The sequence below is a fragment of the Pseudomonas sp. TSO6 genome, assembly GCF_056098905.1.
The window spans coordinates 1-25,492 of record NZ_JBLZWV010000046.1 but is presented as its reverse complement, the minus strand read 5'-3'; the positions used below and the strand labels follow the sequence as shown (position 1 = coordinate 25,492).

The window sequence follows — 25,492 nt, the reverse complement described above, 5'->3', positions numbered from 1 at the left end:
ATTCATGCATCTCGGCGACTGTTGCTGGGGCTGCTCTGCAGCCCTTTCGCGACGCAAGGCCGCTCCCACAAGGGCCAGCGCTAGCCCAGAGGATTGATAAAAGACAGTTGTACCCACGAGGTGTGCTCTGTGTCAGCGGTGTAGAATGCCGCATGGCCATCACTCCCCAATTCCTTTATCAGCAAGCCCTGACCACTCAGGGCTACGTCGCCGACCCAGCCCAGGCCCGTGCCGTCGAGGCCCTGCAAGCTTGCTTCCAGTCCCTTGAGCAGGGCCGCCCCACCCAGGGCATCTACCTGTGGGGCCCGGTTGGGCGGGGCAAGACCTGGCTGATGGACCAGTTCCACCGCTGCCTGTGCGTACCCAGCCGGCGCCAGCACTTTCATCACTTCATGGCCTGGGTCCACCAGCGCCTGTTCCGGCTCAATGGCACCGCCGACCCGCTGCTGGCGTTGGCCCGGGAACTGGCCGGGCAGATCCGCGTGTTGTGCTTCGACGAACTGTTCGTCAATGACATTGGCGACGCCATTATCCTCGGTCGCCTGTTCCAGGTGCTGTTCGACCAGGACGTGGTGATTGTCGCCACCTCCAACCAGCCACCCGAACATCTGTACCGCGTCGGTTTCAACCGCGAGCGGTTCCTGCCGGCCATCGCCGCCATTGAGCGGTACATGCAGGTACTGCCGGTGACGGGCGAGCAGGACCACCGCCTGCACCCCGGTGCAGAGCGGCAGCGCTACTGGGTGGCAGCGACAGGGCAGGCCAGCCCGCTGGGCGAGGTGTTCTGCCAGCTCAGCCCGGATCACACGGGTACTGATCAGCCCTTGATTATTGGCTCCAGGCAGGTGCAGGTTGTGCGGCGCAGCGAGCAGGCTATCTGGTGCCGCTTTACCGACCTGTGCGAACAACCGCTGGCAGCCATGGAGTTCATGGCGCTTTGCGACCGTTTTCCGGCCATCCTGGTGTCGGGTATTCCGGCGCTGGGCGGTAAGCAGCAAGCCGGTCGCATTGCGCGTGGCACTGAAGATGGCGCGGCGCGGGTGGTGGCAGGCGACCGCGAACTGCCGGCGCTGTCACCCAAGGACGATGCGGTACGCCGCTTCATCGCCCTGGTCGATGAATGCTACGACCGCCGTGTGGCACTGTACCTGGAGGCCGCGGTGCCGCTGGAAGAGCTGTATACGCAGGGGTATCTGGCATTCCCGTACCAGCGGACCTTGAGCCGGTTGCGGGAGATGCAACTACAGCGGTTTGGCTGAAGAGTGCTGGGGGCCGCTTTGCGGCCCATCGCGACGCAAGGCCGCTCCCACAGGTGCTGAGCAGGTCTCGGGCCCCCGCTTCACTTGGCCAGCCACTCGACCAGTGTGCGGTTGAACCGCACGGGTTCTTCGATCTGCGGCGCATGCCCCATGCCTTCGAACGTGATCAGTTCACCTTTGGGGATCAGCTTGGCCACCTGCGGGCCAAGCACTTCATACTTGCCCAGCTTCGCCTTCACCTCCGGCGGTGCGATATCGCTGCCGATGGCGGTGGTGTCTTTGTCGCCGATCAGCAGCAGGGTCGGCATCTGCAGGTCCTTGAACTCGTGGTACACCGGCTGGGTGAAGATCATGTCGTAGATCAGCGCCGAGTTCCACGCCACCGCTTCATGCCCCGGCCCCTTGTTCAGGCCCGCCAGCATCTGTACCCAGCGCTCGTACTCCGGCTTCCAGCGCCCGGCGTAGTAGGTCTTGCGCTCATACTCGCGCACGCCCTCGGCATCCAGCTTGAGCTCGCGGGCATACCACTGGTCCACCGTACGGTAGGGCACGCCCAGCGCTTTCCAGTCCTCCAGGCCAATCGGGTTGACCATGGCCAGGCGCTCCACCTGCTGCGGGTACATCAGCGCATAGCGGGTGGCGAGCATGCCGCCCGTGGAATGCCCGAGCACGATGGCTTGCCTGATGCCCAGCTGTTCGAGCAAGGCATGGGTGTTGCCCGCCAACTGCTGGAAGCTGTACTGGTAATGCGCGGGCTTGCTGGAAGTGCAGAAGCCGACCTGGTCGGGGGCGATGACCCGGTAACCGGCCTTGCTCAGCGCGTCGATGGTGGTTTCCCAGGTGGCGGCGCAGAAGTTCTTGCCGTGCATCAGCACCACGCTGTGGCCGTTGGCCTGGCCTTGTGCGGCGACGTCCATGTAGCCCATCTGCAGGGACTGGCCCTGGGACTTGAAGTCAAAGTGCTTGAGCGGGTGGGGGTAGCTGAAGCCCTCGAGCTGGGGGCCGTAGGTAGGCGTTTCGGCGGCGATGGCCGGGCTGCCGGCAAGGCAGGCCAGGGCCAGGGCGGTTGCGCGCAGCATGGGGCACTCCGTGTAGGGCCATATAGGAGAGGGCGACTTTAGCAGCCAGGCGCGCGCCGGGAACGTGAAAGGTGTTACCAGGCGTGAAACCAGCCCAGGGTAATCATCACCAGCACTGCATAGCGGCCTGCCTTGGCAATTGTCACCAACAGCAGGAAGCGCCAGAACGGCTCGCGCATGATGCCCGCGATCAACGTCAGCGGGTCGCCGATCACCGGCATCCAGCTGAGCAGCAAAGACCACTGCCCCCAGCGCTGGTAACGCTGCTGCGCGCGCTCCAGCTGGGCAGCGCTGAACGGGAACCAGCGCTTGTCGCGCAGGTGCTCGACGGCGCGGCCCAGCAGCCAGTTCACGACCGAACCCAGCACATTGCCCAGGGTGGCCACCAGCAGCAGGGTTGCCCAGGCCTCGGGCTGGCGGAGCAACAGGCCGACCAGCACGGCCTCCGATTGCAGCGGCAGCAGGGTGGCGGCGCCGAAGGCGCTGAGAAACAGCGCCCACAAGCTGAGCATCAGTAGTTGGCTACAACGGTGTCCTGGCCATCCTGGGTTACGCCGATGACCTGGTAGGCATCCTTGTTATCACCCATTTCCATGCCGGGCGAGCCCATGGGCATGCCCGGTACGGCCAGGCCCTTGAGGTCGCTACGCTTTGCCAGCAGGCGCACCTGCTCGGCCGGCACATGGCCTTCGACGAACTTGCCGTCGATCACCCCGGTGTGGCACGACGCCAGGCGCGGCGCCACGCCCAGGCGCTGCTTGACCGCGCTCATGTTCGGCTCGACGTGGTCGTTGACGGTGAAACCGTTGTCACGCAGGTGGCTGATCCAGGCCTTGCAGCAGCCGCAGTTGGGGTCGCGGTAGACGTCGATGGTCTCGGCGGCCTGGGCCAGACCGGTGATGGCCAGCAGGCCCAGGGGCAGCAGGTGTTTGCGCAGCATGGTGAGGCACTCCTTTAGAAACGCAGGCGGATACCGGCAACCAGGCGGGTCTGGCCCAGGTCTTCGCCGTCTTCGCGGGCCTGGTCGGCACGCGTGCCGTGCAGGCGATTGAAACTGACCCCGATGTAGGGCGCGAAACCGCGCGTGATCTCGTAGCGCAGCCGCAGGCCCACCTCGCTGTCGGCCAGCCCGGCGCCTTGCTCGCGGCTGGCGTCGTTGCGGCCGTAGAGGTTGGCTTCCAGGTTCGGTTCCAGTATCCAGCGGTTGGTCAGCAGCATAGCGTAAGCGGCTTCCAGGCGCAGCGCGGTCTGTTGCCGCTCGCCGGCGTAGGCGGTGGCTTGCAGCTCCAGGCCATACAGCGGCGTGCCTTGAATGCCGAAGCCGGCCCAGGTCTGGCCGCTGGCTGGCTTGAAATCCTGGCGCACGCCGGCCACCAGCTCCCACCACGGGCTCACGGCATGGCCCCACAGCGCCTGCACTTCGGCCTTGTGTGTCTTGCCTTGCTCGCGTTCGCCTTCCGTGCGCAGCCACAGGCGGTCGATATCGCCGCCGACCCAGGCCGTGGCGTTCCAGTTCAGGACACTGCTGATCTCGAAGGTCTGGTATTCGAGCTTGTCGACGATCACCGCCCAGTTCAGCGCCCGGTCGTGTACCTGGTGCCCAGGCAGTGGCGGGAAGGCGGCGCGGCGGTCGGCGTCGGTGATTGCAGGCAGGGGCGTGCGCGGCGGGCTGGGCGTAGCCGGGCCTTGGCCCATGCTGTCATGGTTCATCTGGCCATGGTTCATGTGCGCCATGCCAGCGGCCAGCGCACGTTCGCTGGCGAACAGGGTCAGCAGGGCCACGCCGGCCACGACGCTGCGGTTGCGAGTGTCATTCATCGACGCGTACCTCGCGGAACATGCCGGTCTCCATGTGGTAGAGCAGGTGGCAGTGGTAGGCCCAGCGGCCAAGGGCGTCGGCAGTCACCCGGTAGGAACGTCGGCTGCCGGGCGGGATGTCGACGGTGTGTTTGCGCACCAGAAACTGGCCGTGCTCGTCTTCCAGGTCGCTCCACATACCGTGCAGGTGGATGGGATGGGTCATCATGGTGTCGTTGACCAGGGTGATGCGCACCCGCTCGCCGTAGGCCAAACGCAACGGCTCGGCATCGCTGAACTTGACGCCGTCGAACGACCAGGCGAAGCGCTCCATGTGGCCGGTCAGGTGCAGCTCGATGTCGCGGGATGGTGTGCGGCCGTCCGGGTCGGGGTAGGGGCTGCGCAGGTCGGCGTAGGTCAGCACGCGGCGGCCATTGTTGCGCAGGCCTATGCCAGGGTCGGCCAGGTTGGCGCGCGGGGCCATGGTCTGCATGTCCACCAACGGGTTGCCGGTTTCACTGGCCGGGTGTTGTTGCATCGCTGACATGGCCGTGTGGTCCATGCCGGCCATGTTGCTGTGATCCATGCCCGCCATGGCGCCCATGCCGCCGTGGCCCATGTCGTCCATGCTCAGCACCGGGCGCGGGTCGGGGGCAGGCACCGGGGCCTGCAGCCCGGTGGCGCGGGCCAGGGTGCCGCGGGCGAAGCCGCTACGGTCCATGCTCTGGGCGAACAGGGTGTAGGCAGGTTGCTCGCCCACGGTCACCAGCACGTCATAGGTTTCGGCCACGGCAATGCGCAGCTCATCCACGCTCACCGGCTTCACCGGCAAGCCGTCGGCGGCGATCACCGTCAGCTTCAGCCCGGGGATACGGAAATCGAAATAGGTCATGGCCGAGGCGTTTATCAGCCGCAGGCGCACGGTTTCGCCCGGTTGGCACAGGCAGGTGAAGTTGCCGTCCGGCGGCTGGCCGTTGAGCAGGTAGGTGTAGGTGGCGGCGCTGATATCGGCGAGGTCGGTAGGGCTCATGCGCATGCGCGCCCATGCCGTGCGCTCGGCGACGGTGGGGCTCCAGCCGTTGTCGGCCACGTCATCGATGAAATCGCCGACCGTGCGCTTGTGGTAGTTGTACGCGTCGGACTGTTTCTTCAGGGTGGCCATCAGCTGTTCCGGCGCCTGGTCCGACCAGTCGCTGAACAGCAGCACGTGGTCGCGCTGGTAGTGGTGCGGTTCGGGCTCGCGCGGCTCGATCACGATGGCCCCGTATACCCCGGCCTGTTCCTGCAGCCCCGAATGGCTGTGGTACCAGTAAGTTCCACTTTGGCGCAAGGTGAACCGGTACAGGTAGTCCCCGCCGGGTTCAATGCCGGCGAAGCTCAGGCCAGGTACGCCGTCCATGTTGGCGGGCAGGATGATGCCGTGCCAGTGGATCGAGGTGTCCTGTGCCAGCCGGTTACGCACGCGCAGGGTCACGGTGTCGCCTTCGCGCCACCGCAGCAGCGGGCCGGGCAGGCTGTTGTTGATGGTCAGTGCGGTGCGCGGGCGGCCGGTGATGTTGACCGGGGTCTGGCCGATGAACAGCTCGAAGTGCTGGCCGGCCAGGTCCTGGCCTTCGGCGGCCTGGGCCAGCGGGCGCCACAGCCCCAGGCCCGCCAGTGTGGTGGCGGCGCCCAGGCCTTTGACGAAGGTGCGGCGGGTGGGGGTGCGCAACATGGCGTGGCCTCATGCGGGGGAGCCACGATGTTCGCTGCAGGCGCCTGTCAGGCAGCTGAGGCGCACATTACAGCATTGTCAGCTTGCCACCTCGTCGGCGCGCAGGTCGCGCATCAGCAGGGCGTAGTCAAGTGCGACCTGCTCCGGAATGGGCAGGTACACCACATGGCCGTCGCCTGGTGCCACGTCGATGGCCTGCTGTTGGCGGTTGCACAGGCGGTGCAGGTCGAAGTGATAATTGCCACGCGGGGTCATCAGCTCCAGGTGGTCACCTACGGCAAAGCGGTTCTTCACTTTGACCTCGGCCAGGCCTTCGACACGCACGCCGGTCAGTTCACCGACGAACTGCTGGCGCTCCGAGACCGAGTTGCCGCGTTGGTAGTTCTGGTATTCATCGTGCACGTGGCGGCGCAGGAAGCCTTCGGTGTAGCCGCGTTGCGCGAGGGATTCGAGGTTGCCCATCAAGGCGCGGTCAAACGGCCGCCCGGCCACGGCGTCGTCGATCGCCTGGCGGTACGACTGTACGGCACGGGCACAGTAGAAGTGCGACTTGGTGCGGCCTTCGATCTTCAGCGAATGCACGCCCATGCCGGCCAGGCGCTCGACGTGCTGGATGGCGCGCAGGTCCTTGGCGTTCATGATGTAGGTACCGTGTTCATCTTCGAACGCCGGCATTTCGGTGCCGGGGCGGTTGCTTTCCTGCAGCAGGAAAACCTGCTCGGTAGGGGCGCCCAGGCCAAGGGTGGGCTGCACTTCGCGCACGATGTCGCCGGTGGCGTTCTCGGTGGCCGGCGTGGCGTCGTACTTCCAGCGGCAGGCGTTGGTGCAGGTGCCCTGGTTGGCGTCACGCTTGTTGAGGTAGCCCGACAGCAGGCAACGGCCGGAATAGGCCATGCACAGCGCGCCGTGGACGAACACCTCCAGCTCCATGCCCGGCACCTGCTGGCGGATTTCCTCGATCTCTTCCAGGGACAGCTCGCGTGACAGGATCACCCGGCTCAGGCCCATTTGCTGCCAGAACTGCACGCTCGCCCAGTTGACTGTGTTGGCCTGCACCGACAAGTGCACCGGCATCTGCGGGAAGTGCTGGCGCACCAGCATGATCAGGCCGGGGTCGGACATGATCAGCGCGTCCGGCGCCATGTCGATGACCGGTGCCAGGTCCTTCAGAAAGGTCTTGAGCTTGGCGTTGTGCGGGGCGATGTTGACCACTACGTAGAAGCGCTTGCCCAGGGCATGCGCCTCCTGGATACCCAGCGCCAGGTTGGCGTGGTCGAATTCGTTGTTGCGCACCCGCAAGCTGTAGCGCGGCTGGCCGGCGTAGACGGCGTCGGCGCCGTAGGCAAAGGCGTAGCGCATGGTCTTGAGGGTGCCGGCGGGGGCCAGCAGTTCGGGCTTGGCGGTAGGGTTCATGTGCGCACCGGGGCAAAAAGGCCGGGATGCTAGGGGCGATGGACAAGGCGCGTATTGATTTGCGTCAAGTGAGCGCGGCACTTTTGCCCGAGTGCCATGCACTAATCTCTCACAAGCCATGAGAGGAACTGCAATGAACGAAACCGCGCTACAGAACAAAGCCCTGGCAGTACTCCTGGCGCTGGTGACCATTGCCTTCTTCTGGATCCTGTTGCCGTACTATGGCGCAATCTTCTGGGCGGTGATCCTCGGCATCCTGTTCGCCCCGCTGCAGCGCCACCTGCTGATCCGCTTCGGGCGGCGACGCAACCTGGCCGCGGCCACGACCACGCTGGTGTGCCTGCTGGTGGCGATCCTGCCGGTGATCATCACCAGCGCGCTGTTGGTCCAGGAGGGCGCCACGCTGTACCAGCGCATCGAAAGCGGGCAACTGGACATTGCCGGTTACGTCGAGCACGGCAAGGACCTGCTCCCGGCATTCGCCCAGCATGGCCTGGACAACATGGGCATGGGCAACCTCGACGGGTTGCGTGACAAGATCACCAAGTGGGCAACCCAAGGTAGCCAGGTATTGGCCAGCCAGGCATTCAGCTTTGGTCAAGGCACGTTCGAGTTCGTGGTCAGCTTTGGCATCATGATGTACCTGCTGTTCTTCTTTTTGCGCGACGGCCCGGAAGTGGCCCGCCGGGTGAGGCAGGCCGTGCCGCTGCCCGAGCACCAGAAACGCCGTTTGCAGCTGAAGTTCAACCGTGTGGTGCGGGCGACGGTGAAAGGCAACGTATTGGTGGCCATTACCCAAGGGGCGCTGGGCGGGTTCATTTTCTGGGTGCTGGATATCCCCAGCGCATTGGTGTGGGCGGTGCTGATGGCGTTCCTGTCGCTGCTGCCGGCGGTGGGTGCGGGCATCGTCTGGGCGCCGGTGGCCGCGTATTTCCTGCTGACCGGGGCAATACTGCCGGGGATTATCCTGACCGCGTTCGGGGTGCTGGTGATTGGTTTGGTGGATAACGTGCTGCGGCCGATTCTGGTGGGCAAGGATACGCGCATGCCGGACTACCTGATTCTGGTGTCGACGCTGGGTGGGCTGGCAGTATTCGGGCTCAACGGCTTCGTGATCGGGCCATTGATCGCGGCGCTGTTCGTGTCCAGCTGGGCGATATTTGCCGCGACCAAGCCGCAGGTGCAATTGCCACAGTAGGGGTTTACCAATGCGCCAGGGTTGGGTTCAATGCCGTCACAGTCGCCGCCATGGACAACAGCCAGATCGACAAGCCCAGCTACACCTACCAGGCGGTCTACCGCTACTTGCTCGACAGGATCGAGGCAGCGCCCTGCGATGTGGAGCAGCGCTTGCCGTCGCTGCGCGAGCTGGCCCGGCGCCTGAGCGTTTCGGTATCCAGTACCAAGTACGCCTATGCGCTGCTGGAAGACGAAGGGCGGGTGTATGCGCGACCCAAGCAGGGCTACTTCAGCCGAACCCGCGCGCCCGCCATGCGTGGCCATCACTCACCGAGCCTGCTCGACACGGTGTTCGCCAGTGCCCGTCAGCCGGGTATGCTGGCCCTGGGCAGTGATGCGCCGGCCATGTTGCTGTCGCTGCAACAGCCGCTAATGATGATCGAGCGCGAACTGGCGCGCCAATACCCGCACTCGTTGGCACCGTTGTTCCAGCCGTTCGGTGAGCCTGAGTTGCGCAGCGTGCTGGCCGACCGCTATACCCGCTCGGCGCAGCATTACTGGAGCGCCGATCAGGTGTTCATCGGCGCGGACCTGCGCAGCATCCTCGAATTGTCGTTACGCGCCCTCGACCTGGAGGGCCAGGTGGCGCTGGTGGAGTCGCCCTGCAACTGGGCGGTACTGAGGCAGTTGCAGGCGGCACGCATGACCATCATCGAAGTGCCATTGGGTGATGACGGGCGTTTCGACCTGCAGCAGTTTCACCGGCTGCTGTGCGATCAGCCTGTGCGCCTGGCAGTCCTGTCGTCAGCGGCCAACGTGCCGCAAGGTGGCCTGATGCCGGCGGCGGACAAGCAGCAGATCTGCCGCTGGCTAACCGAGCACGCAGTGTGGCTGTTTGAAAACGATGGCTACGGCGAGTTGTGTTTCCACGCGTCAGCGCCGCGCTACCGGGACTTCGCCGACCCTGACCGGCTGCTGGTGTTTTCGGCCTTGGACAAGCTGATCGGCGCAGAGGCGCCCTTTGGCTACCTGCTTTGCCGGCAGCATAACGAGCGGTTGCAGCAGCTGTTTCTCGAACGTGCTTTTCGCTTGTCACCGATTCGCCAAAAGGCCATCGCCAGGCTGTTCACCTCGCGTCGGGTCGAGCTGCATGTCAAGCGCTTGCGGCCCATGCTGCGCCAACGCCTGCAGCAGCTGAAGGCGCTACTGGACGTCTACGGCCAGGGCTGCCTGCGCATTGCCGAGCCCCAAGGCGGGGCCAGCCTGTGGTTGCAGGCGACCCGACCAGTAGATATGCGCCGGGTCTTCGAGCGGTTGCTGGCGCAGCGCATCGTCATCGCCCCCGGGGAGCTCTTCAGCCAGTGTGGCCTATGGCGCAGCCACCTGCGGCTGTGCTGCACAGTGGACTGGAGCAAGAATATCGCCTCCGCGCTGCAATGCCTGGTCGAGGCGATTCAGGCCGAAGCTCAAACCCCGTAGCAGTGGTGCAGGGCAGGGAACGCCCCGTCGCGCACTTCGTCTGCATAGCGGGCGCAGGCCTCACGGATCACCTGGCCGACGTTGGCATACTGCTTGACGAAACGTGGCACGTGGTCACCCCCCAGCCCCAGCAGGTCTTCGGTGACCAGCACCTGGCCATCGCAGGCGGGTGAGGCGCCAATGCCAATGGTCGGTTTGTCGCTGGCCTGGGTGATGGCGCGGGCCACGGGCTCGGCCACGCCTTCCAGTAACAGGCTGAAAGCCCCGGCGTGCAGGTTGGCCTGCGCATCGGCCCGCAGCGCTGCCGCGCTGTCCGGGCTTAGCCCCTGGGCCTTGTAGCCGCCCATGGCATTGACGAACTGCGGCATCAGGCCGATGTGCGCCATGATCGGGATACCCCGTGCGACCAGGAATTCGACGGTGCTCGCCAATGCCTGGTTGGCCTCCAGCTTGAGCGCGTCGCAGCCGGTGCTGGCCAATACCTGGGCGCAGTTGCGAAAGGCTTGTTCGCGGGATTCCTGGTAGCTGCCAAACGGCATGTCGGCGATCACGCAGGCCAGGCGGGTGCTGTCGACCACGGCGCGGGTATGGGCGATGGTCTCGTCCAGGCGCATGCCCAGGGTGGACGGGCGGCCGTAGCCGACCATTGCCGTGGAATCGCCGACCAGGATGAAGTCGACCAGCGGGTCGATCACCTGGGCAATGGAGCTTGAGTAGGCGGTGAGCGAAACGATCTTCTGCCGGCCTTTCATGGCTACCAGTTGCGGGACGGTAAGGCGGCTGGTGCGGGTGTGTGTGCTCATTGGGGGCTGGGCATCTCAGGACTGGGATGGCCCATTGTTGGGAACTTGCAGCGGCAACTCAATGTACAGATCCAGGCTGCAAAGCGACCCAGATTACCTGCTTGATCCGCCCGGCTTTGTAGTCTTGTGGGGGCGCAGCCTTGTGTCGCGATCGGGCCGCAGAGCGGCCCCTCGGATTCAGCAAAAAGGGCTGGATTGCTGGGGCTGCTGCGCAGCCCGATCGCGACACAAGGCCGCTCCTACAGGCCTTGCGCACGGCTTCAGAAGGCTTGTGGCATCTCGCCTTTGGCCAGGCGCCGGTTGATGTCGGCGATCACTTCAGGCAGTTCGTTGATGGTATCGATCAGGTAGTGCGGGCGCGAGCTGGCAAACAGTGCGTGGATGCGCGTGCGCTCGCTTTCCAGCTTCTCCGCGCTCAGCGCCCGGAAGCCTTCCCAGGTCAGCCCCAGCGCGTTGCCCGAGCACACCAGCGCCACGGTCCACATGCCGGCACGGCGGCCTTCGAGAATGCCCGGCACGGTGTCGTCGACCTTCACGCAGGCCGCCACATCGTCAATACCCAGTGCAATCACGTTGGCCAGGGCCTGGGCTGGCCATGGTCGGCCGTTCGGGGTTTCGTCGGTGGCCACCACGTGGTCTGCGACATAGCCGTTCTGCGCGGCCAGTTCCACCACCTTGTCCATCACTACCTTCGGATAGCCCGAGCACGAGCCGATCTTCAGGCCATCCTGGCGCAGCCCGGTAAGGGTGTCCAGGGCGCCAGGGATCAGCGCCGAGTGCACAGCAATCTTTTCGATCTGCAGTGGCATGAAGCGGTTGTAGATGGCGGTGACGTCATCGTCAGTCGGAGTGCGGCCGAATACTGTGCGGTAACGTTCGGCGATGGCAGGCACGTCGCACAGGGTGCGTATGTGGTCCCACTTGCCCATGCCCATCGGGCCACGGGCTTCTTCAATGGACACCTGCACATCGAACTCGGCGAAGGCTTCGACAAAAATCTGCGTTGGGGCGAAGGAACCGAAGTCGACCACGGTGCCGGCCCAGTCGAGGATGGCGGCTTGCAGCTGGGTAGGGTTGCTGTAGTTCATGTGCGCTGATTCCTGAAATCGGGTGGGCAAAGGGTTAGATATCCAGCACTTCCATTTCCCGTAGCACGTCGGCCACGGCATTTACAGCGGCTTGCATGCCGTCCGGGCCGACCACGCCGATGCAGCCGACGCGGAACGTCTCGACCTGGGTCAGCTTGCCTGGGTAGAGGATGAAGCCCTTGGCTTTGACCCGTTCGTAGAAATCCTTGAACTGATAGCGAGCGTCGTTCGGGGCGTGGAAGGTGACGATGATCGGCGCCTGGATGTCGGCCGGCAGGAAGCTGCGCAGGCCGATGCCGGCCATGCCGTCGAGCAGGGTCTTGCAGTTGTCGGCATAGCGTTGGTGGCGCGCAGGCAGGCCGCCTTCCTCGTTGTATTGCTGCAGTGCTTCGTGCAGGGCCGCGACCACATGGGTGGGCGGGGTGAAGCGCCACTGGCCGGTCTTGGCCATGTACGTGTGCTGATCGTGCAGGTCCATGGCCAGCGAGTGGGCGTTGCCTTCGGCGGCGGCCAGTGCGGTTTTTTCGGCGAAGACGAAGCCCATGCCCGGTACGCCTTCCAGGCATTTGCCGGAGGCGGCGATCAGTGCTTCGAAGGGGATTGCGCGGGCATCGATCGGCAGCGCGCCGAACGAACTCATGGCATCGATGATCAGGCGCTTGCCGTGGCGCTTGATCACCTGGGCAATCTCCGGCAGCGGGTTGAGGATACCGGTGCTGGTTTCGCAGTGGATCAACGCCACGTGGGTCACGGTCGGGTCAGCGGCCAGCAGGCGATCGACATCGGCAGCGGTGGTCGGCTGGTCTTCGGCGGTCTCGAAGGTGCTGTAGGTGCGCCCCAGAACCTTGCAGATCTTTGCCAGGCGTTGACCGTAGGCGCCGTTGATCAGTACCAGCACTTTGCCGTCGCGTGGTACCAGGGTGCCGATGGCGGCTTCCACGGCAAAGGTGCCACTGCCCTGCAGGGGGACGCAGTGGTGGCTGGCGCTGCCGTCGATGATGGCGAGCAATTGTTCGCAGACGCTGGCAGTAAGTTGGTTGAAGTCGCGGTCCCAGGAGCCCCAGTCCACCAGCATGGCTTGGCGGGTGCGGGCGGAGGTGGTCAGGGGGCCGGGGGTCAACAGGATCGGGGCGGTGCTCATTCCGTGGTTCCTCACAAGCGGCGGGTGGTCAGCCGGAAGATCTGGCGTTGAAACTACGGGGCCTAGGTTGCAATTCCCCTCCCTATCAATCAAATTGTTTGTTGTTATTCGAGCTATAAGTCAGGCCGATGAATATGAACCTGTTTCAGCTACGTGCCTTCGATGCCGTTGCCCGCGAAGGCAGCTTCACGCGCGCCGCCGCGCGGTTATTCATCAGCCAGCCGGCGGTCACCGGGCACGTCAAGGCGCTGGAAGAGCACTACCAGATCACCTTGTTGCGGCGCACCGCAAGGCGGGTCGAGCTGACCGAAGAGGGCACCCGCCTGGCAGCCATTACCCGGGCCATGTTCGGCCTGGCGCAAGAGGCACAGGCGATGCTCGAGGCCAATCGGCAGTTGCTCACTGGCCGCCTGGAGGTTGCTGCGGACGGCCCGCACCGGGTCATGCCAATGCTCGCTCAGCTGCGCGAGCGTTACCCTGGCATCACCGTCAACCTGCGCCTGGGCAATGCCCAGGAGACGCTGGCGGCATTGCTTTCCGAACACGCCGATGTTGCCGTGCTGACCGAGATCGAACCGCGCAAGGGCCTGTACCTGCAGGCCCTGTGCGAGTCGCGCCTGTGCGCGCTGCTGCCGGCGGGGCATGCCTGGGCGAGCGGCGATGATGATTTGCCGTTGGCCGAGCTCAACCAGCAGATCATGGTGTTGCGAGAGCCCAGTTCGACCACCCGCCGTACCTTCGACAAAGCCTGTGCTGCAGCTGGGGTGCACCCCCGTGTATTGCTGGAGCTGGACAGCCGCGAGGCGGTCACCGAGGCGGTGGCTTCGGAATTGGGCGTGGGGGTGGTTTCGTCTACCGAGGTGGCCAACGATCCGCGTGTGGTGGCGCGGCCGCTGGCGGGTGAGGGCCTGGTCAACCAGCACATGATCGGCTGCCTGGAGCGTCGTCGCGAACTACGTTTGATACAGGCATTCCTGGGCCTGGCCGCCAACCCGTGAGGCAGGGCTGGCGTTTTTTTTGACCGGGCCTAAGATGGCCGGCACAGATCAACCTGGATGGCCGATGAGCGAAAAAGACACCATCTCCATGCAATTGGTGCGCGAAGCGCTGTTGCAGACCTGCCCGGCAGGGCAACCCGATGTCGGTGTGCTGCGGCGTGCTGGTATAGACCCGGCGCAGCTTGAGCTGCCAGAGGCGCGGGTGAGTGCTGATGCCTACGCCCAGCTTTGGCGGCTGCTGGCGCGGCGCTGCAATGATGAATTCTTTGCTATGGACCCGCGTGGCCTGGCCGTCGGCAGCCTGGCCTTCATGACTCGTGCAGCCATGGCCCAGCCGACGCTCGGTGAGGGGCTGGACGTCGCGCTGGGTTTTCTCTCGTTGATGCTTGCGGACCTGCATCCAACCCTGATACGCCAGCAGAGCCTCGCTGAAATCGTCATCAATGAACCCCGCGAACTGCCGCGCCGAGCCTTCACCTATTTCACTTTCTGGATGATCGTGCACGGCGTGGCCTGCTGGCTGGCGGGCCGGCGCATCCCGATCCTGGCCATCGACCTGCGCTGCGCCCAGCCTTCGTTCTGCGATGATTACCGGGTCATGTTTTCGGAAAGCTTGCAATTCGACCGGCCGCGTACGCGCATGATCATTGCCGCCGACAGCCTTGACCTGCCAATCAAGCGTACGCCGCAGGAAATGCAACGCTTTCTGGCCGAAGCGCCGGGCAATATTCTGGTCAAGTATCGCGACCCCGCCAGCCTGGGGCGGCGTGTGCGCAACGATCTGTTGCATCGGCACCCGAACCAGTGGCCCGACGCCGACGCCCTGGCCCGGCAATTGTGCTTGTCGCCTTCCACCCTGCGTCGGCGCCTGGCCGAAGAAGGGCAGACCTATCAAGGGCTCAAGGACAGCGTACGACGTGAATTGGCGATTGCCTGGCTCAGCGAGGCTGAACCCGCCATGGCGGACATCGCCGAGCGGCTGGGGTTTGCCGACAGCAGCTCGTTCTACAAGGCCTTTCGCAAGTGGTTTGGCTGCAACCCCGGGCACTACCGTGCGTTAGTCCAGGCGCGTGATCCTCACTGCTGAGCGGCGGTCTGCATTGACTGCGGCAGCTGTTTGGCTTCCCTCTGAAGCTTCGCCGCAATGAGTGAAAGATTGTGCCCTCTCTTCAACACAGAGGGCTCCTCATGCGAACGTTTCCGACTGAACCCAGTACCCGCACCAGCGTCACTGCCGAAGATATGCAAAAGGCTGCTGCCGCTTTCACCCAATCGCTCCCTCAATGGATCAAAGCTGCCTCTGCAGCCGACATCCACACGTTGCGGGTATTGATCGCCAGCCATAGAGTCAGCCAACTAGCCGTGGCCAGCGCGACCAAGGCAGCTGTACCGCTCCAGGCGTTCGCCGAGAGCAAATTCTCCGAAGCCCTGGCAGGCATCCTGCCCAGTGGGCAAACACTGACCGGGTTGCAGTGGCGAACACAGATTCGTAAACCGGTTGGGCAGTCGGCTCCCCATCTCGAAGACTCCTTCGAAGTGCAGCCAGCGCTGTCGCGCCTGATGCAGAATTTTGCCGCAGGTTACATCCCGTTCAGCGGCAGTGGCCTGGTCGTCCAGGTTGACGATGAAGGGGTGATGGGCAACACCGCACAATTGATCGAAGCGTGCCGCCTACTGGATGCTGGCAAGCAGTACCAGGTATTGCTCGATCAACATTTCACCCAGAACAAGCCACTGCTGGTGGCGGACAAGCTGGCGGGATTCAAGCTGGCCGTGCATGTCGCCTTTCTGAAGGGCAAGATCGACACCGATGTGAAAGCCGCCCTGGCGTACTACGTCGAGAGCCCCACCGGCACGGGTCCCGAGCCCAGGCTCACGGCGTATCCAGGGCTGATGTCCATGCTGGGCGTGCTGGTCCATGAGGCATTGATCATCCAGCTGAAAACTGCCGATGGCGATGACGCAGGTGTCGTGACCTACATGCCTGGCGATGCTGACAATCCACTGCGCTGGCACAGCTCAACCCAGGGCTTGCACGCTGAAATGGTCTCCGACCTGAAGCGCCAGGGTTACCTGGGCGAGCTCCTGCAATTGATCGCGCTGGATGCACGCAACGCGTTCTTCCAGCAACTGCAATCGCGCTTGATGGATGCAGTGCCAGACCTGCAGATAGAGGGCATGACCGGTCATGGCACAGTCTTCACCCGCTGGGTGGATGAACAGGTCGAGCGCGTGCGCGCGGATGCCAAACTGCTGCTTGTACCTAACGCAGACGCTGATGCCGAGGCCAGCCGTAAACGCCTGGAGGACTGGAAATCGCTAGGCTGGGGGCTGGTCGGGCTGGCCGGGTTCTTCATCCCGGCGGTAGGGGCCGTGCTGTTGGGGGCGTTGCTGAAGGATGTTTGCGCCCAGGTGTACGAAGGCGTTACAGACTGGGCCAAGGGGCATGACCACGAAGCATTGCAGCATGCACTGAACGTGGCGCAGGTTGCCGCCGCCACTGCTGCTGGGGTAGTTGCAGGCGCCACTGTCGGCCGTTTGGTCGACACGGCGCTGGTCGAGGGCCTGGAAGCGGTTGCGTTGGACGATGATAGCCAAGGGCTGTGGAGCGGCGACTTGAGTATCTACCAGAGCGAACTGCCCGATGACGCGGTCATGGGTGCAGATGGCTTGCATTGCCAAGGCAACCGCCGTTGGCTAAGGGTTGGCGAGCAATGTTACGAGGTGCATCAGCCGAGTGAGAACGGGGCCTGGCGGCTGCTCCACCCCGACCGGCCACAGGCTTACGGGCCAGTGCTGCAGCGCAACGGCGAGCGCCTGTGGCTGTTACTTGACGACTCGCCCATGGACTGGAACGATGCGCAGCAAATGCTCGCCCGTCTTTGGCCACAGCGACGTCCGCTTGACCAGCAACGCGCTGCGCAGGTGCTGCAGGCGGCCTGCAGCGATGTGGACGAACTGCGCGGGATCCTGGTGGAGAATCGTCCTTTGCCGGCCAACCTGCGCGACACGCTGCGCCGGTTCGAGGCCGATGAAAGGATCGAGCGGTTCTTCAATGCGCTGGCGTCCGGTGCGACTGTGGCCGATGACCCAGCGCTGCTTGTGTGGTGCGAGAAGCGCCCCGGTTTCGCCGCCCTGACAGACGACGAGCTCCCTGGCGCTATCCTTGACCAAGAGACAGAGCTGCGTCATGGCCTGTTCGATCATCTGACATTCGTCGAGCCGGGCTCTGACCCTGTTGTTCAGGTGCTCCAACGGGATTTCCCTGGCTTGCCCACCGATTACGCCATCGAGTTGGCCTGTCAGGTTAGCGGCGACGAGCGAGAAGAGATCGAGTTGCGGCAGCGGCTGCCGTTGCCTGTTTCCAGCAAGGCGCGCTCCCTGCTTCAGCTGGCCAGGCTCAATCATGCCGTGCAGGGCGTGATGCTGCGAAACGCGTACAGTGATGTCAGCGACGAGTTGGCGCTGGGCTTGCTGTCAAGGCTTGACCACTGGTCTTTCTCGCGTCGCATTGAATTGCGCTTCGGTTCGGCGGAGGGGCGCCTGCTGGCCAGTATCAATGCACAGGCACCACAAAGAGATCAGATAACAATGGTGCGTGATGCGGGTGCGTTCCTGCTATATGACGCTCAAGGCCTCAAGCTGCCAGAGCAGAGCAGCGCTCCTGATGATCTCTTCCAGGCTATTGTCACCATACTGACAGCGGAACACAAAACCGCCCTTGGCCTCGGTAGCGAGGAAGCTGTCGAGCTACGGCAGCAGGTCGTCAATGTCCTGCCCACCGGCCGGCAGAAGCTGGTGAATCAATTGGGCTGGCGGCAGGAGCAGGGCTGGTTCAATCCGGGGCAGCGGTTGGAAGATGGCCGTGTAGGTTATCCGTTGGGCGGCAGCGTATCTCAGGTGCGAAGCCCGGGGTGGCGGGTCCGGCGGCGATTGGCCAGGCTCTACGAGGGGGATACGCCCAGGCAGATCGATGAGCATCTGTTCCGCATTCTGGACACTGCGAACCCTTACGCAGCGCTGATTCTGGAAGAGCAGAACTATCATATGCTCGGCCAACGCCTGGAAACGTGGCTAGCGGATGGGCCAGCAGGGGAGCGGACTGCGCGTCGCATGCTTGGGCGAAGGATGCAACAAGCTTGGCGCAGGCAATTGCCGCTCGATGTCCATGAAAATGCCGTGCGCGGCTTTGTTCTGGACCTGAGCGGCCATCATGTGAGCAGCCTGCCTGAATTGGATGCCGAGATCGACTTCCATCACGTCACATCCCTGGCAATGGTCAATACCCCCCTGCAGGTGGCTCCAGAAGCCTTCTTCAGTTGCTTCGGGAACGTTCGCCGTCTGAATATGGCGCGCAACCGCCTGCTAGCACTACCGGTCGGGATTCGGCATCTACGATTTCTTGAACGGCTGGATCTTTCGTACAACGGTATTCGCAACGGCGAGCGCATATCCGAGGTGCTCAGCCCACTGAGCCGTTTGCAGGATCTGGACCTCAGTTTCAATCCGATTCGCATTTTGCATCTGGGCAATTGGGGGGCAGGGTTGAGGCGCTTGAACCTTCGGCTGTGCGGGCTGCTGGAATGGCCTGTAGGGCTGGAACGGTGTCAATTACTGCGCTGGATTGATCTGCGTTCCAATAACCTGATCAACATACCTGCAGCCATCCAGGCAATGCCGTATAGCTACCGTGTGTCGATTCTGCTCGATCGAAACGCCGTTCAGGCATCGCAACTGGAGCGCCTGTATGCGCGCCCTGCGCCCGTCCATCCGCCGGCCCCTCAACCTGTCCCCGAGCCGCCGGCCGCCAGGGCGGTTTGGGCGACAGGTGAACAGGCGAAAGCGCGTGAGGCGACGTGGGATCGATTGTTCGCTGACCCTAGGAGCCGAGAACTGGAAACCATCTTGGGCAGGCTGCAGCACAGCAGCGACTATCGCAATCCGGCCCACCGCAATGCGCTCGATGCTCGAGTATGGACGCTGCTTGACGCCATGGATACCGACACTGCGCTGGCCGACGATGTTCACGCCCATGCGGTTGGCAACGTTACCTGCGCAGATGATGTCGCCGATCGCTTCAGCGAGCTGCATCTGCTCGCATTGGTGAACGCTGCAAAGCGCTCGACAGCAGAGGCAGGGCAGCAACAGGCATTGCTCGACCTGGGCCAGGGTTTGTTCCGTCTCACGCTGCTGAGAGAACATATCGGTAGGTACATCGCTGACAAAGCCGTGAGCGCCCCACATCTTGATGCCGTGGAGGTCAGCCTTTATTTTCGATTGGCACTGGCCGAAGAAATGCAGCTGCCAAGCCAGCCACACTCGATGTTGTTTGGCACGATAGCCAACGTCAGCGATGAGGAACTCGATGCGGCACGGGCCTTTGTGCGGGAGGCGGGCACGGTGGATGCAAAAGCCGCTTTCCTGAGCCAGCAGAAGTTCTGGAGCGAATGGCTGGAAACGCAAAACGCGGAGGCGTTCGCGCCCATGCTCGAGCAATCCCAGAATAGCCTGGACCAGCTGTATGACCGGCAGTCCGAGATGACCAGCCAGCAATATCTTGAGCAAACCGCTGAGGTGGCCGAAAAGCTTGCATACATGAAAAACCGTTTGGTCATCTTGCTGACCACACCCATGCTCAAGCCCGACGCGGATTCAACTCTGCCACCTGGCGACCAAACCGGTCATCCAGATTGACAGCTTTGGCCATTGCCCGTCAGGGCATGTAGCGACAACATCGTCAGACCAATGGTGCACTCCAACAATAACAACCAGGAGTCTGACGATGCGTGATTACGCCGATGCCGCCCGTTCGTTCGACCATGCCAAGGCTGCCCGCGCGGCACTGCACGGGCAGCTGAATGCCCTCAATGCCTGTGTCGAATGCTGCGACCGCCATGTTGGCAGCGGCAAGCTGGCGCTGCGGTGGGAAGGCCGTGATGGCGACAGCAAGCAATATACCTTCGATGAGCTGGCCGGCTTGGCGGCACGCTTTGCCAACGTGCTGAAAGCCCAGGGGGTAGGCGCCGGCGACCGTGTTGCCGGCTTGATGCCACGCACCCCCGAATTGCTGGTGACCATCCTCGCCACCTGGCGCCTGGGTGCGGTCTACCAGCCGCTGTTCACTGCCTTCGGCCCCAAGGCCATCGAACATCGCCTGGCGCAGTCCGCAGCGCGCGTGGTCGTGACCGACCAGCAGAACCGCGCCAAGCTGGATGAGGTGAGTGATTGCCCGAAGATCATCACAGTTCAAGCACGCGCTGGCGAACTGGATTTCCATGCCAGCCTTGAAGACGTTGCAGATGGCTGTGAACCTGTCATGCGCACGGGTGACGACCCGTTCCTGTTGATGTTCACCTCGGGCACTACCGGCCCTGCCAAACCCCTGGAAGTGCCGCTGCGCGCCATCGTCGCCTTCCAGGGCTACATGCGTGATGCCATTGACCTGCGCCCGGAAGACAACTTCTGGAACCTGGCCGATCCAGGTTGGGCATATGGCCTGTATTACGCAGTGACCGGCCCGTTGTCGCTGGGCCACGCCACGACTTTCTACGATGGCCCTTTCAGCGTCGAGAGCTGCGCGCGCATCATCAACAAGCTGGGCATCAGCAACCTGGCCGGGTCGCCTACGGCCTTTCGGCTGCTGATTGCTGCGGGCAGTGAGTTTTCCGCGCCAATCCGAGGCCGCCTGCGCGTCGTCAGCAGTGCCGGCGAACCCCTCAACCCGGAGGTCATTCGCTGGTTTGCCGACGAATTGGGGGTGACCATCCACGATCACTACGGCCAGACCGAACTGGGGATGGTGCTGTGTAACCACCATGGCTTGAAGCACCCCGTGCATCCAGGGGCTGCCGGTTTCGCCATTCCAGGCCACCGTATCGTCGTGCTCGATGAGCAGGGCGCGGAGCTGGCGGTCGGGCAACCAGGCATTCTGGCCGTAGACCGTGAGCAATCGCCCTTATGCTGGTTTGGCGGCTATCGCGGTGTGCCTACAAAATCGTTCGTCGGCAAGTATTACCTCAGCGGCGATACCGTCGAGCTCAACGCCGACGGCAGCATCAGCTTTGTCGGCCGCAGCGACGATGTGATCACCACCTCCGGTTACCGGGTTGGCCCTTTCGATGTGGAAAGCGCGCTGATCGAGCACCCGACGGTGATCGAAGCGGCAGTCATCGGCAAGCCCGACCCGGAACGCACGGAGCTGATCAAGGCCTTCGTCGTCCTGGCCAAAGGCGTGGCAGGCACCGCCGAGCTGGAAGATACCTTGCGTCAGCACGTGCGCCAGCGACTGTATGCCCACGCCTATCCGCGTGAAATCGAATTCGTCAGCGAGCTGCCCAAGACGCCGAGCGGCAAGCTGCAACGCTTCATCCTGCGCAATCAGGAAATCGCCAAACAACAAGCGCCGCTGGCCACACGTGCCAGCGTCTGAGGGAGCCCACATGCAGATCAACCACAAACATTTCATCGTCAGCGGCGCGGCTTCCGGGCTGGGTGCCGCCACTGCGCAGATGCTGGTCGAGGCAGGAGCCAAGGTCATGCTGGTCGACCTCAATGCCCAAGCCGTCGAAGGCAAGGCACGCGAACTGGGTGACAGCGCCCGTTTCGCGGTCGCCGATATCAGTGACGAGCAGGCCGCAAAGGCGGCGGTCGACGCTGCTGTCAGTGCTTTCGGCAGTATTCATGGGCTGATCAACTGCGCCGGTATCGTCGGCGCCGAGAAGGTGCTGGGCAAGCAGGGCCCGCATGGCCTGGCCAGCTTCACCAAGGTCATCAACGTCAATCTGATCGGCAGTTTCAACTTGCTACGCCTTGCCGCGGCAGCCATGGCCGAGGGCCAGGCTGAAGAAGGAGGAGAGCGCGGCGTGATCATCAACACCGCCTCCATCGCCGCTTATGACGGGCAGATTGGCCAGGCCGCCTATGCTGCGTCCAAAGGCGCGATCGCCAGCCTCACGCTGCCTGCGGCCCGTGAGCTGGCGCGCTTCGGGATCCGGGTGATGACCATCGCTCCCGGCATCTTCGAGACGCCAATGATGGCCGGCATGACCCAGGAAGTACGCGACTCCCTGGCCGCCGGCGTACCGTTTCCCCCGCGCCTGGGCCGGCCACAGGAATACGCCGCTCTGGCCCGCCACATCATCGAGAACAGCATGCTCAACGGCGAGGTGATACGCCTCGACGGCGCGCTGCGCATGGCTGCCAAGTAAGGAGCATTGAACATGACCCTCGTCAACGACCCGATTGTCATCGTCAGCGCCGTGCGCACGCCCATGGGCGGCCTGCAGGGCGACCTCAAGAGCCTCACCGCACCGCAACTGGGCGCAGCGGCGATCCGCGCAGCCGTCGAACGCGCCGGCATCGATGCCGCCAGCGTCGAGCAGGTGCTGTTCGGCTGCGTGCTGCCGGCAGGCCAGGGGCAGGCCCCGGCGCGCCAGGCCGCGCTGGGCGCAGGCCTGGACAAACACACCACTTGTACCACCCTGAACAAGATGTGCGGTTCGGGCATGCAAGCGGCAATCATGGCCCACGACCTGCTGCTGGCCGGCACCGCCGATGTGGTGGTGGCTGGCGGCATGGAGAGCATGACCAATGCCCCCTATCTGCTGGACAAGGCCCGCAGCGGTTACCGCATGGGCCATGGCAAGATCATCGACCACATGTTCATGGACGGGCTCGAGGACGCTTACGACAAGGGCCGGCTGATGGGCACCTTCGCCGAGGACTGCGCCCAGGCGGGCGCCTTCAGCCGCGAAGCCCAGGACCAGTTCGCTATTACCTCGCTGACCCGCGCGCAGGACGCTATCAAGAACGGCCTTTTCGCTGCCGAGATCGTCCCGGTGGAAGTCACCGAGGGCAAAGAGAAGCGCCTGGTCAAGGATGACGAGCAGCCGCCCAAGGCGCGCCTGGACAAGATCCCGCAGCTCAAGCCGGCCTTCCGTGAAGGGGGTACGGTGACCGCCGCCAACTCCAGTTCCATCTCCGACGGTGCCGCAGCGCTGGTGCTGATGCGCCGCTCCGAAGCAGACAAACGCGGCCTTGAACCGTTGGCCGTGATCCATGGCCATGCCGCTTTTGCCGATGCCCCGGCGCTGTTCCCCACCGCGCCGATTGGCGCTATCGACAAGCTGATGAAGCGTACCGGCTGGAATCTGGCCGAAGTTGACCTGTTCGAGATCAACGAAGCCTTCGCTGTGGTCACCCTGGCGGCCATGAAGCACCTCGACCTGCCACACGACAAGGTCAATATCCATGGCGGCGCCTGTGCGCTGGGCCACCCGATCGGCGCTTCGGGCGCCCGGATTCTGGTGACGCTGTTGTCGGCCCTGCGCCAGAACAACCTGCACCGCGGCGTGGCGGCCATCTGCATCGGCGGTGGCGAGGCCACGGCCATCGCCGTCGAATGCCTGTACTGAGGTGAACCATGCTGGTAACTGACGAGCAACAACAAATTGTCGACGCCATCCGTGACTTTGCCCAGGAGCGTCTAAGGCCGTTCGCCGAGCAATGGGACAAGGCGCATCGCTTCCCGCGCGAAGCCATTGACGAGATGGCTGCCCTGGGCCTGTTCGGCATGCTGGTGCCGGAGCAGTACGGCGGCAGCGATACGGGGTACGTGGCATATGCCCTGGCCCTGGAAGAGATCGCCGCAGGCGATGGTGCCTGCTCGACCATCATGAGCGTGCACAACTCGGTGGGTTGCGTGCCCATACTCAAATTTGGCACCGAGCAGCAAAAGCAGCAGTTCCTCGCGCCTTTGGCCAGCGGGTCGATGATCGGGGCCTTCGCGCTGACCGAACCCCAGGCGGGTTCCGACGCCAGCAGCCTGAAGACCCGTGCGCGCCTGGATGGCGACCACTACATACTCAACGGCAGCAAGCAGTTCATTACGTCCGGGCAGAACGCCGGTGTGGTCATCGTCTTCGCCGTCACCGACCCGGAGGCCGGCAAGCGTGGCATCACTGCGTTCATCGTGCCAACCGACACACCCGGTTACCAGGTAGCGCGTGTGGAGGACAAACTCGGCCAGCATGCATCCGACACCTGCCAGATCGTCTTCGACAATGTGCGCGTGCCTGTCGCCAACCGGCTGGGCGAAGAAGGGCAGGGCTACAAGATCGCCCTGGCCAACCTGGAGGGGGGGCGTATCGGCATTGCTTCGCAGTCGGTCGGGATGGCCCGCGCCGCCTTCGAGGTGGCGCGCGACTATGCCAAAGAACGGCAGAGCTTCGGCAAACCACTGATCGAGCACCAGGCCGTGGCCTTCCGCCTGGCCGATATGGCCACGCGCATTGCCGTGGCCCGGCAGATGGTGCTGCACGCCGCCGCGCTGCGTGATGCCGGGCGTCCAGCGCTGGTTGAAGCGTCGATGGCCAAGCTTTTCGCCTCGGAAATGGCCGAAAAGGTCTGTTCGGATGCCTTGCAGACCTTGGGCGGTTATGGCTATCTGAGCGACTTCCCGCTGGAGCGGATCTACCGCGACGTTCGGGTCTGCCAGATCTACGAAGGCACCAGCGACATTCAGCGCATGGTCATTGCGCGCAATCTTTGAAGGAGCAGACTGCATGGCATTCGAAACCATCCTGTTGGACATCCATGGCAAGGTCGGCCTGATCACCCTCAACCGGCCCCAGGCGCTGAACGCGCTGAACGCGCAGATCGTCAGCGAGATCAACCAGGCTCTGGACCAGCTCGAGCGTGACCCGAACATCGGCTGCGTGGTGCTGACCGGCTCGGCCAAGGCGTTTGCCGCCGGCGCCGATATCAAGGAAATGGCAGAGCTTACTTATCCGCAGATCTACGTCGACGACCTGTTCAGCGATGCCGATCGGATTGCCAACCGCCGCAAACCGATCATTGCTGCCGTGTCCGGCTTTGCCTTGGGCGGTGGTTGCGAGCTGGCGATGATGTGCGACTTCATTCTGGCGGGTGACAACGCCAAGTTCGGTCAGCCGGAAATCAACCTCGGCGTGCTGCCGGGCATGGGCGGTACCCAGCGCCTGACCCGTGCGGTAGGCAAGGCCAAGGCTATGGAACTGTGCCTGACGGGGCGCCTGATGGGGGCCGAAGAGGCCGAGCGTGCTGGCCTGGTGGCGCGCATCGTGCCGCAGGCAGAGTTGGTGGAAGAGGCACTGAAAGTAGCGGCGACCATTGCCAGCAAGTCGATTCCGGTGAGCATGATGGTCAAGGAGAGCGTCAATCGCGCGTTCGAAGTTACCCTCAGCGAGGGTGTGCGGTTTGAGCGTCGGGTGTTCCATGCGGCGTTCTCTACCGAAGACCAGAAAGAAGGCATGGCCGCATTCATCGCCAAGCGCGAGGCGCAGTTCAAGGATCGTTGATCAGACTCGGTTCGTGCTGTTGCCGTTGCCGTTGTCGTTGCCGTTGTTTTTGCTTCTAAGCGCGCGGTAGTTCAGGCGACGCAGATTGCGACTTCAGGAGGCCGAGCGCAGGGCTTGCGAAGGGAGGTGACGGGCATGGATGCCCGTCAAGCGCTGGGCCCCAGGATGGGGCCTGCAGCGCGGTCCTCCCGGGAGCAAGCCCGGAG

20 protein-coding genes are annotated in these 25,492 nt (G+C 63.7%); 11 read left to right on the top strand and 9 right to left on the bottom strand.

Annotated features, from left to right (window positions below):
- Positions 1 to 152 precede the first annotated feature (152 nt).
- Positions 153 to 1,259 (top strand): cell division protein ZapE, encoded by a 1,107-nt coding sequence (zapE, locus tag ACN6NG_RS20330; RefSeq protein WP_474315787.1) that lies wholly within the window; start codon positions 153 to 155, stop codon positions 1,257 to 1,259.
- 80 nt (positions 1,260 to 1,339) lie between these two features.
- On the opposite strand, the gene ACN6NG_RS20325 is transcribed toward zapE, so the two are convergent.
- The 6 genes from ACN6NG_RS20325 to trhP all read right to left on the bottom strand — a co-directional run bounded on the left by ACN6NG_RS20325 (position 1,340) and on the right by trhP (position 7,262).
- Positions 1,340 to 2,338 (bottom strand): alpha/beta fold hydrolase, encoded by a 999-nt coding sequence (locus ACN6NG_RS20325; RefSeq protein ID WP_063425298.1) that lies wholly within the window; start codon positions 2,336 to 2,338, stop codon positions 1,340 to 1,342.
- A 74-nt stretch (positions 2,339 to 2,412) separates the two neighbouring features.
- Entirely contained in the window at positions 2,413 to 2,850 is a 438-nt protein-coding gene (locus tag ACN6NG_RS20320; protein ID WP_063425300.1) for a YqaA family protein, read from the bottom strand.
- Positions 2,850 to 3,278 carry a DUF411 domain-containing protein gene (locus ACN6NG_RS20315; protein ID WP_063425302.1) on the bottom strand — a complete coding sequence of 143 codons (429 nt, stop codon included), beginning with the start codon at positions 3,276 to 3,278 and terminating at the stop codon, positions 2,850 to 2,852. The genes ACN6NG_RS20320 and ACN6NG_RS20315 overlap by 1 nt, the downstream gene beginning before the upstream one ends.
- Before the next feature lie 14 nt (positions 3,279 to 3,292).
- Positions 3,293 to 4,156 carry a copper resistance protein B gene (locus tag ACN6NG_RS20310; RefSeq protein WP_474315782.1) on the bottom strand — a complete coding sequence of 288 codons (864 nt, stop codon included), beginning with the start codon at positions 4,154 to 4,156 and terminating at the stop codon, positions 3,293 to 3,295.
- Positions 4,149 to 5,846 carry a copper resistance system multicopper oxidase gene (locus tag ACN6NG_RS20305; RefSeq protein ID WP_421666942.1) on the bottom strand — a complete coding sequence of 566 codons (1,698 nt, stop codon included), beginning with the start codon at positions 5,844 to 5,846 and terminating at the stop codon, positions 4,149 to 4,151. The genes ACN6NG_RS20310 and ACN6NG_RS20305 overlap by 8 nt, the downstream gene beginning before the upstream one ends.
- Positions 5,847 to 5,927: 81 nt before the next feature.
- Positions 5,928 to 7,262 carry a prephenate-dependent tRNA uridine(34) hydroxylase TrhP gene (gene trhP / locus ACN6NG_RS20300; protein ID WP_059396115.1) on the bottom strand — a complete coding sequence of 445 codons (1,335 nt, stop codon included), beginning with the start codon at positions 7,260 to 7,262 and terminating at the stop codon, positions 5,928 to 5,930.
- A gap of 133 nt (positions 7,263 to 7,395) precedes the next feature.
- Here trhP and ACN6NG_RS20295 point away from each other — a divergent pair, with 133 nt between their 5' ends.
- The gene (locus tag ACN6NG_RS20295) at positions 7,396 to 8,460 is read left to right on the top strand and encodes an AI-2E family transporter (RefSeq protein ID WP_016500644.1); all 1,065 of its coding nucleotides are present in this window, start codon (positions 7,396 to 7,398) and stop codon (positions 8,458 to 8,460) included.
- 50 nt (positions 8,461 to 8,510) lie between these two features.
- Positions 8,511 to 9,920 (top strand): aminotransferase-like domain-containing protein, encoded by a 1,410-nt coding sequence (locus tag ACN6NG_RS20290; protein ID WP_474315778.1) that lies wholly within the window; start codon positions 8,511 to 8,513, stop codon positions 9,918 to 9,920.
- Here ACN6NG_RS20290 and panB read toward each other — a convergent pair.
- The 3 genes from panB to ACN6NG_RS20275 form a co-directional block, all read right to left on the bottom strand.
- Positions 9,908 to 10,723 (bottom strand): 3-methyl-2-oxobutanoate hydroxymethyltransferase, encoded by an 816-nt coding sequence (panB, locus tag ACN6NG_RS20285; RefSeq protein ID WP_474315775.1) that lies wholly within the window; start codon positions 10,721 to 10,723, stop codon positions 9,908 to 9,910. The two genes, ACN6NG_RS20290 and panB, sit on opposite strands and share 13 nt — an antisense overlap.
- A 260-nt stretch (positions 10,724 to 10,983) precedes the next feature.
- A complete protein-coding gene (phnX, locus tag ACN6NG_RS20280; protein WP_063425315.1) occupies positions 10,984 to 11,811 on the bottom strand; it encodes a phosphonoacetaldehyde hydrolase in 828 nt (275 codons plus the stop codon).
- 34 nt (positions 11,812 to 11,845) lie between these two features.
- Positions 11,846 to 12,952 carry a 2-aminoethylphosphonate--pyruvate transaminase gene (locus ACN6NG_RS20275; protein WP_474315773.1) on the bottom strand — a complete coding sequence of 369 codons (1,107 nt, stop codon included), beginning with the start codon at positions 12,950 to 12,952 and terminating at the stop codon, positions 11,846 to 11,848.
- 134 nt (positions 12,953 to 13,086) lie between these two features.
- Between ACN6NG_RS20275 and ACN6NG_RS20270 the strand changes: the two genes are divergently transcribed.
- The 8 genes from ACN6NG_RS20270 to ACN6NG_RS20235 all read left to right on the top strand — a co-directional run bounded on the left by ACN6NG_RS20270 (position 13,087) and on the right by ACN6NG_RS20235 (position 25,286).
- A complete protein-coding gene (locus ACN6NG_RS20270) occupies positions 13,087 to 13,950 on the top strand; it encodes a LysR substrate-binding domain-containing protein (RefSeq protein ID WP_197897626.1) in 864 nt (287 codons plus the stop codon).
- Positions 13,951 to 14,014: 64 nt separating this feature from the next.
- The gene (locus tag ACN6NG_RS20265) at positions 14,015 to 15,037 is read left to right on the top strand and encodes an AraC family transcriptional regulator (protein WP_063425321.1); all 1,023 of its coding nucleotides are present in this window, start codon (positions 14,015 to 14,017) and stop codon (positions 15,035 to 15,037) included.
- A gap of 101 nt (positions 15,038 to 15,138) precedes the next feature.
- A complete protein-coding gene (locus tag ACN6NG_RS20260; protein WP_474315769.1) occupies positions 15,139 to 19,644 on the top strand; it encodes an NEL-type E3 ubiquitin ligase domain-containing protein in 4,506 nt (1,501 codons plus the stop codon).
- An 88-nt stretch (positions 19,645 to 19,732) separates the two neighbouring features.
- The gene (locus ACN6NG_RS20255) at positions 19,733 to 21,379 is read left to right on the top strand and encodes an AMP-binding protein (protein WP_474315766.1); all 1,647 of its coding nucleotides are present in this window, start codon (positions 19,733 to 19,735) and stop codon (positions 21,377 to 21,379) included.
- 10 nt (positions 21,380 to 21,389) lie between these two features.
- Positions 21,390 to 22,157, top strand: coding sequence for an SDR family NAD(P)-dependent oxidoreductase (locus ACN6NG_RS20250; RefSeq protein WP_063425326.1), 768 nt, complete (start codon positions 21,390 to 21,392; stop codon positions 22,155 to 22,157).
- 12 nt (positions 22,158 to 22,169) lie between these two features.
- Positions 22,170 to 23,363 carry an acetyl-CoA C-acyltransferase gene (locus ACN6NG_RS20245; protein WP_063425327.1) on the top strand — a complete coding sequence of 398 codons (1,194 nt, stop codon included), beginning with the start codon at positions 22,170 to 22,172 and terminating at the stop codon, positions 23,361 to 23,363.
- A gap of 8 nt (positions 23,364 to 23,371) precedes the next feature.
- Positions 23,372 to 24,499, top strand: coding sequence for an acyl-CoA dehydrogenase (locus ACN6NG_RS20240; protein WP_063425329.1), 1,128 nt, complete (start codon positions 23,372 to 23,374; stop codon positions 24,497 to 24,499).
- A 13-nt stretch (positions 24,500 to 24,512) separates the two neighbouring features.
- Positions 24,513 to 25,286, top strand: a complete 774-nt coding sequence (locus tag ACN6NG_RS20235; RefSeq protein ID WP_063425331.1) for an enoyl-CoA hydratase — start codon at positions 24,513 to 24,515, stop codon at positions 25,284 to 25,286.
- Positions 25,287 to 25,492 lie beyond the last annotated feature (206 nt).